The organism is Paenibacillus sp. oral taxon 786 str. D14 (genome assembly GCF_000159955.1).
In the GTDB taxonomy this organism is placed as follows: domain Bacteria; phylum Bacillota; class Bacilli; order Paenibacillales; family Paenibacillaceae; genus Fontibacillus; species Fontibacillus phoenicis.
In genome coordinates this window covers 1-6,777 of record NZ_GG695973.1, presented here as the reverse complement: position 1 = coordinate 6,777, position 6,777 = coordinate 1, and the positions used below count along the sequence as shown (strand labels likewise).

Below are 6,777 nucleotides of genomic sequence, written 5' to 3'. Positions count from 1 at the left end.
GCCGTCAGCGTGCCGTTTATCGAGGAGAAAATGGCCAAGCTGCAGGCATTGACCGGCGAAATGATCGAGCTGGACAAAACGCTGGTCCAATGGGAAGTACAGGAGCAGGGGAAACAGGATCTCCTGCGGGAGAAACAGGAGAGATTGCACGCCGTGGCCGGGGAACGTCCGGTTGATGAGCTGCTAACCGAAGCACGGGAGAAGCTGGCGGCCCTTCGTGAGCAGGCGGAGCGCAGCCGAGCGATGCAGACGGAAACAGCGGCCCGAAGCCATGAGCTCGCCAAAGCGGAAGCGCTGGCTGCTCAAGCGGCCGCATCGGCCCGGGAGCAGGAGGCGGAGCTTGCGGCCCGCTGGCTTCAAGCGCTGGAGGCGTCGCCTTTTGAGGAGGAAGCTTCCGTATTGAATAACCTGCTTGCCCCGGGAGAAGCGGAATCGATCGCGGAGACGGTGCAGCAACACCGCAGCCGGGAGCAGGAGCTCGTGATTAGCCTAAGTGAGCTGGACGCCAAGCTGTCGGGACAAACGGTCAGCGACGAGGAATGGCAGCAAAGTAGAGCGGCATTCGCCGCGGCGAAAGAGCAAGATGAAGCGGCCTTGCAGCAAAAAGCCCGGGCCGAGCGGGACTGGGAGGACCTGCAGGTTCGCCATGTCCGCTGGCAGGAGCTGGAGCAGGTCCGCAGCCAGCTGGAGCATGAAGCCGGCTTGCTCGCCAAGCTGCAATCAGCGCTGCGCGGGAACGCGTTCGTTGAGTATGTCGCGGAGGAGCAGCTGATGAATGTCAGCCATGCCGCTTCTCAACGTCTGAGGTTCCTGACGAAGCAGCGGTATGCGCTGGAGACCGACTCCGGCGGCGGCTTTGTCATCCGCGACGATGCGAGCGGCGGCGTGAAGCGCCCGGTGGCGACGTTGTCCGGCGGGGAGACCTTCCTGGCTTCCCTGGCGCTGGCGCTGGCCTTGTCAGCGCAGATTCAGCTTCGCGGCCAATATCCGCTGCAATTCTTTTTCCTGGACGAAGGCTTTGGGACGCTGGATCCCGAGCTGTTGGATACGGTCATCACCTCACTGGAGCACCTGCATCACGACCATCTCTCGGTGGGGATTATCAGCCACGTTGCCGAGTTGCAGACCCGGTTGGCCCGCAAGCTGGTGGTGATTCCGTCGGAAAGCGGCGGGGCCGGTTCCCGGATTAAGCTGGAACGGCTGTAGCCTTCACAAATTTAGAAAGAAAGCGCAAGGCGGGCCTTGTGGCAACGCCGCCGAGTAAGGAGACGAAACGGAGGAGCGGTATGAAGATACGGGTGCTGATCGCAGACGACAACTCGTTTATCCGTGAGGGAATGCGAATTATTTTAAACAGCTTTGAGGAATTCGAGGTGGCGAAGACCGTGGAGGACGGACAAAAGGCGGTCGAGTACTGCCGATCTAACCCGGTAGACGTTGCGTTGCTGGACGTGCGGATGCCAAATATGAACGGGGTGGAAGCGACCCGGCTGCTGACGGAGGAAGGGCTGGCGAAGCCGCTGATCCTGACCACCTTCGACGACGATGAATACGTCATGGACGCGATCCGTTTTGGCGCGAAAGGATATTTGCTGAAAAATAACGACCCGGAACGCATTCGCGACGCGATCAAAAGCGTGTATTACGGCCACAACGTCTTGCAGGACGTGGTGCTGGACAAGCTCAAGCAGACGCTTGCCTCTGGCGGAGCTTCGAAGGAAGCGGAGGTGCCGCCTCCGCCGGAATCGGTGAGCGCGCAAGCGAATGCGACTGCATCGCCGGTGACTCCTGCTGCAGCTTCAACTCCGGTAGGCACCGGCCTGTCGCCAAGCGATCTGGAGCGGTTCACCGAACGGGAGCTGGAGGTCATGTCCCGAATTGCCAAGGGCTTGTCCAACAAGGAAATCGCGAAGGAAATTTTTATATCAGAGGGAACCGTAGCCAACTACATCACCTCGATCCTGAACAAAACCGGGCTGGAGCACCGCACGCAAATCGCCATTTATTACTTGACCGGGAAGGTCCGCTAGCTTATGGAACGGTGGAGCATCGGCAACAAGTGGCTCGTGCTGGGCCTGGCCATTGCTTTGATCTATGCGAGGGAAGCTTCCCCGTCCCCCTGGCTGATCTTGATCGTTTTACTTTATTTGGCCTTGGACCTCACGGCGCTTCTGCTTCCCAAATTGGCGTATCGAAATGCGCTGTACGGAGCGATGCTGATCTACTGCGCCTGTTGCGCGGTTTACGTCTCTCCCGAGTTCGTGCTGCTGCTGCCGCCAACCACCTATGAAATGGCAAAGGGAAAGAGCACGCTCATCGTTGCTGCGGCGCTGCTTGCAGTACCGCTGCTCTTCCTGAAAGGGACGCTGGCAGCGGTATACGCGTTTATCGTGATCATCAGCTTGCTTAACAGGCATCATGTCCGCCACCTGCTGATGAGGTTAAGCCGGCAGGAGGAGCAGCTCGACAAGCTGCGTTTGACTCAGGATAAGCTGCGGAAGCGGCTGAACGACAATGAGGACTTCATTCGGGCTTCGGAATACACGTATAAGCTGGAAGAACGAAACCGTCTCTCCCAGGAAATTCATGATGGCGTTGGCCACTCCATGACTGGGGCGCTGATCCAGATGGAGGCCGCCAAGCGTGTGCTGCATACCGACCCGCCAGGGGCGGAGAAGCTGCTGCAGAATGCGATTGGCATTGCCCAGGAATCGATTGAACGTATCCGGCAAACGCTGAAGAACATGAAGCCTCCGGTGGAGCAGTTAGGGATCCATCGGTTGAAAAGCGCCGTAGAAGCCTTTGGCAACCGTTCCGGACTGCAGACCCTGGTCGTCCATAGCGGAGATCTGGAGAAGATTACACCGCTTTATTGGAAAATCATTTATGACAACGTGACGGAGGCGCTGACCAATACGGCCAAATACAGTGGAGCTACCTCCGTACAGGTCGAAGTGCGGGTTCTCGGCAAATGGATTCAAGCCGTCGTAACGGACAATGGCCGAGGGCAAGCCAAGATCGTCAAAGGAATGGGCTTGATCGGTATGGAAGAGCGCGCGGCTGCGGTGAACGGCACGGTGATCGCAGACGGCACGCAGGGATTCAAGGTGACCACCTTAATTCCCTACGCACCTCCCGAATCATGAAGAACTTCATTGGCATGGGTCCGCCCCTAAGACAATATGAATTTTCTCATGCGCAAAGGATGAACTTATGCACTGACATAAGGGCATCCTTTTTTTCTACAATAAGGTCAAGAACGAAGCAGAATGGAGAGGTTGCAATGAACGTTTTAGAGATTCGCGGACTCACGAAAAAATTCGGCGACTTTATCGCAGTTGACAATATGTCCTTATCCGTGCGGGAAGGGGAGATCTTCGGATTTCTTGGATCCAACGGCGCCGGCAAAAGCACAACGATCAATCTGGCCGCTTCGCTGCTGCGTCCGACGAGCGGGGAGATCCGCATTTTGGATAAAGACATCAGCAAGCACAACCGCTTTGCCAAAATGAACCTAGGCATTGTTCCGCAGGATTTGGCGATTTACCAGGATATGACCGCTTATGAAAATGTGAAGTTTTTCGCCGGATTGTACGGCTTGCGGGGAGCAGAGCTGAAGGAGCGGGTTGAGGAAGCGCTTCATTTTGTTGGGTTGGAGGATAAGGCGAAGAGCTTTCCGAAGAACTTCTCCGGCGGGATGAAGCGGCGGCTGAATATCGCTTGCGCCATTGCCCATCGGCCGAAGCTGATCATCATGGACGAACCTACGGTTGGCATTGATCCGCAGTCGCGCAACTACATTCTCACCTCCGTCCGGAAGCTGAACGAAATGGGCTGCACGATCATTTATACCAGCCATTACATGGAGGAAGTTGAAGAAATCTGCTCCCGGATCGCCATTATCGATCATGGCAAAATTATCGCGGACGGTACCAAAGAGCAGCTGATCGCCACGATCACCGATGTGAAGGAAGTGCGCATTGAACTGAAACAGGATGGCGAAGCGTTCCTGGGGCTGATCCGGCGGTTGCCCGGGGTAAGGACAGTAACGGCACAGGAATCCGAAATTCGTATTCATAGCGACCTGTCGGTGGATAACCTTAGCGGCATCCTGAAGCAGTTAATCGACGGCGGGGCTGTCATTCGTTCCGTTGAGGAGCAGGAGCCAAATCTGGAAACGGTGTTCTTGACGCTGACCGGACGCAACTTGCGGGACTAGAGCAGCGGTCGCAAACCGATCGCTTTGGGAGGAGATCTGAGGAATGAATACATTATCGATTGCACTTAAGGAGCTTAAGCAGGAGGCGCGCAACCGTTGGACGCTGGTGTTTATGCTCGCTTTTCCGATTGTGCTGATGTTAATTCTGGGCACAGCTCTGTCGAACGCTTTTGACAGCACCGCCCAGGTAGGGGATATTCGCGTGTTGGTGAAGGATAACGGTGACAATCCGGCTTTAACACAAGCCTTCAAGGCTTTTGCTCAAGAAACGGCCGGTATGGGACTAACGTTCGAGACGCTGGCTCCGGGGGCAGATGCCCGGAAAGAGGTCGAAGCCGACCATTACGATGAATACGTAGAACTGAACGGCCAAGGCGTGTTGCTCTACTTAAGCGGTCGGGATGCCATTCAGGGCAATGTCGTGCAAGGGATGCTGACGGCCTTTGCCCAGCAATATAACGCGATAATGGCTATTGAGAAGAACGCTCCTGGCCAATCGGAAGGAGCGATGGCGGCGGGAGCGGTGAATAACCGGGATTACATCAAAGAAACCTCGATTGCAGCCGACCGTCAGCCCGGATCGCTTGATTATTACGCGCTGGCGATGACCACCATGATCGCTTTGTGGGGCTCGCTGTCCGCCAGCCGGCTGATCACCGGGGAGATTCGGCAGGGGACCAGCATCCGGCTTGCGGCGTCTCCGATTGCCAAAGGCGAGATTTTTGCCGGCAAGGTACTCGGCAACGTGGTCATTAACCTGCTGTGCGTGATCCTCCTGATTCTCTTTAGTAAATATGTCTTTAAGGCTTATTGGGGAGAGCATCCGGGTGCGGTGCTGGCCGTGTTAGGCTCGGAAGTGATCATGGCCGTCAGTCTGGGGCTCGCAGTAAGCTATGTGCTGAAAGAGGCGGCAACGCAAGGAGTGATCTTGATTTTTACTCAAGTCGCAGCGTTCTTAGGCGGAGCGTACTTTCCTATGGGAGAACTCGGCCCGATGGGGGCGGCTGCCAAATTGTCACCGGTTCGATGGGCGAACGTAGCGATTACGCAAATCATTTATAACAATCAAGTTTCGGCGATGTGGCCGGTTGTAGCTTTAAATTTAAGTTTAGGCGTCGTTCTGTTGGCAGCGGCAGCCTGGATGATGCGGCGCAAGGAGGGTCTGTAACATGCTCAAGGACATTTGGTGGTTGACTTCCCAAACTTTGCGGAAGACGTTTCGTAAACGCAGTAATCTCATTCTATATGTAGCCCTGCCGCTGGCTGGAGTCTTATTATCGCTCATGATTTATGGCAACAGCGAAAGTGCCGGACTGCGGGTCGGCGTTGTGAATCATGACGGGAATGAACCGATCGCGGTGGATACGATCCGGTTTCTGGAAGGGCTGGATCAGATTCAGTTGACGGAAGTAACGGAGCAAGGGCTTCGCGAACAACTGGCAGCCGGGAAGCTGGACAGCGGTCTGGTGCTGGGGGCCGGCTATTCGCAAAGCATCCTTGCCGGGGAGCCCGACCATATCGGAATTCAATCGGTCAAAGGCGCTCAGGTCACCGCCTACATGAAAGCGATGCTCTACAATTACACCGGTAATCTGGCTGCCCTTACCCGGGTTGCTCAGGGAGACGAAGCGAAGTTTGCCAAGCTTTACGAAGATTATCAGCACTCCGGGATTACGTTCACCGTCCAGTCGGCTGACAGCTCTGTAGAGCAAAAGCATGCGATGACGTATCAAACGATTGGCTTCCTGGTTATGCTGATGATGATGTCAGCCGTGAATTTGTCGGAGTTGATTCTGAAAAGCCGGGAGGACCGCACCTTCTTCCGTGTGATTTCCTCTCCGATCAACGCCAAGCATTTTGTGATTTCTAACTTGATCGTCAATTTCGTGGTGATGGCGGTACAGATTGTGGTCACCCTGTTTTTCCTGGAGGTCGTGTTCCACATCGATACTGGGATTCCGTTTGGGCGGATGGCGCTGCTTCTGATGCTGTTTGCGCTCGTATCGATCGGCCTGTCGCTCGTGATCGTCGTGTTCTCTAAGAACAGCGGCATCTCCAGCGCTCTGCAAAATATTATCGTGACGCCGTCCTGCTTGCTCGCGGGCTGCTTCTTCCCAAGCGAGATCATGCCGGAAGCGGTGCGGCGGATCTCCGAGTTCATGCCGCAGCACTGGGTGTTGCAGTCGATTGAAACGCTGCAGCAAGGCGTAGGCTTTGCTCAAATCTGGTTTAACCTGTCCGTACTTGCCGCGTTTGCCCTGGTTTTCTTCCTGCTGGCAGCCTATAAGATCGCACGGAACAACGATACGCGTAATTTCATTTAAAATATTCATTCGCCGGTGATGTACATCACAGTAACAGTATCAACCTGCTGTTATACTACAGTTAGCCGACATCCTATTTGCAAGCACCCCGCCGGACGTATTGGTGACAGAAAGAGTCGTTGCTTTTTCCGTCCAATACGTCCGTGCGTAAAGCCAACTCATTCTGTGAGGCGGCAGGGTGCTTCTTTTTTTTGCCTATTTTCGGTAAAATGAAACCTATCACAGAATCTGTTT

6 protein-coding genes are annotated in these 6,777 nt (G+C 55.2%); all 6 read left to right on the top strand.

The genetic code is table 11. The annotated features are described in order from the left end of the window. Positions 1 to 1,206 (top strand): SbcC/MukB-like Walker B domain-containing protein (locus POTG_RS06895; RefSeq protein WP_269724328.1); only part of this gene is annotated, 1,206 nt, incomplete at its 5' end. Between the two features lie 80 nt (positions 1,207 to 1,286). Continuing rightward, positions 1,287 to 2,030 carry a response regulator transcription factor gene (locus POTG_RS06890; RefSeq protein WP_009224102.1) on the top strand — a complete coding sequence of 248 codons (744 nt, stop codon included), beginning with the start codon at positions 1,287 to 1,289 and terminating at the stop codon, positions 2,028 to 2,030. A gap of 3 nt (positions 2,031 to 2,033) precedes the next feature. Beyond that, positions 2,034 to 3,146, top strand: coding sequence for a sensor histidine kinase (locus POTG_RS06885; protein ID WP_009224101.1), 1,113 nt, complete (start codon positions 2,034 to 2,036; stop codon positions 3,144 to 3,146). Positions 3,147 to 3,283: 137 nt separating this feature from the next. Continuing rightward, the gene (locus POTG_RS06880) at positions 3,284 to 4,219 is read left to right on the top strand and encodes an ABC transporter ATP-binding protein (protein ID WP_009224100.1); all 936 of its coding nucleotides are present in this window, start codon (positions 3,284 to 3,286) and stop codon (positions 4,217 to 4,219) included. 43 nt (positions 4,220 to 4,262) lie between these two features. After that, positions 4,263 to 5,387, top strand: coding sequence for an ABC transporter permease (locus POTG_RS06875; protein WP_009224099.1), 1,125 nt, complete (start codon positions 4,263 to 4,265; stop codon positions 5,385 to 5,387). Position 5,388: 1 nt separating this feature from the next. Then, positions 5,389 to 6,543, top strand: coding sequence for an ABC transporter permease (locus tag POTG_RS06870; RefSeq protein WP_009224098.1), 1,155 nt, complete (start codon positions 5,389 to 5,391; stop codon positions 6,541 to 6,543). Positions 6,544 to 6,777: the final 234 nt, after the last annotated feature.

Excerpts from the sequence above, each read along its gene's own strand:
- POTG_RS06890 (WP_009224102.1), top strand. The coding sequence starts at position 1,287 with ATGAAGATACGGGTGCTGATCGCAGACGACAACTCGTTTATCCGTGAG.
- POTG_RS06885 (WP_009224101.1), top strand. The coding sequence starts at position 2,034 with ATGGAACGGTGGAGCATCGGCAACAAGTGGCTCGTGCTGGGCCTGGCC.
- POTG_RS06880 (WP_009224100.1), top strand. The coding sequence starts at position 3,284 with ATGAACGTTTTAGAGATTCGCGGACTCACGAAAAAATTCGGCGACTTT.
- POTG_RS06875 (WP_009224099.1), top strand. The coding sequence starts at position 4,263 with ATGAATACATTATCGATTGCACTTAAGGAGCTTAAGCAGGAGGCGCGC.
- POTG_RS06870 (WP_009224098.1), top strand. The coding sequence starts at position 5,389 with ATGCTCAAGGACATTTGGTGGTTGACTTCCCAAACTTTGCGGAAGACG.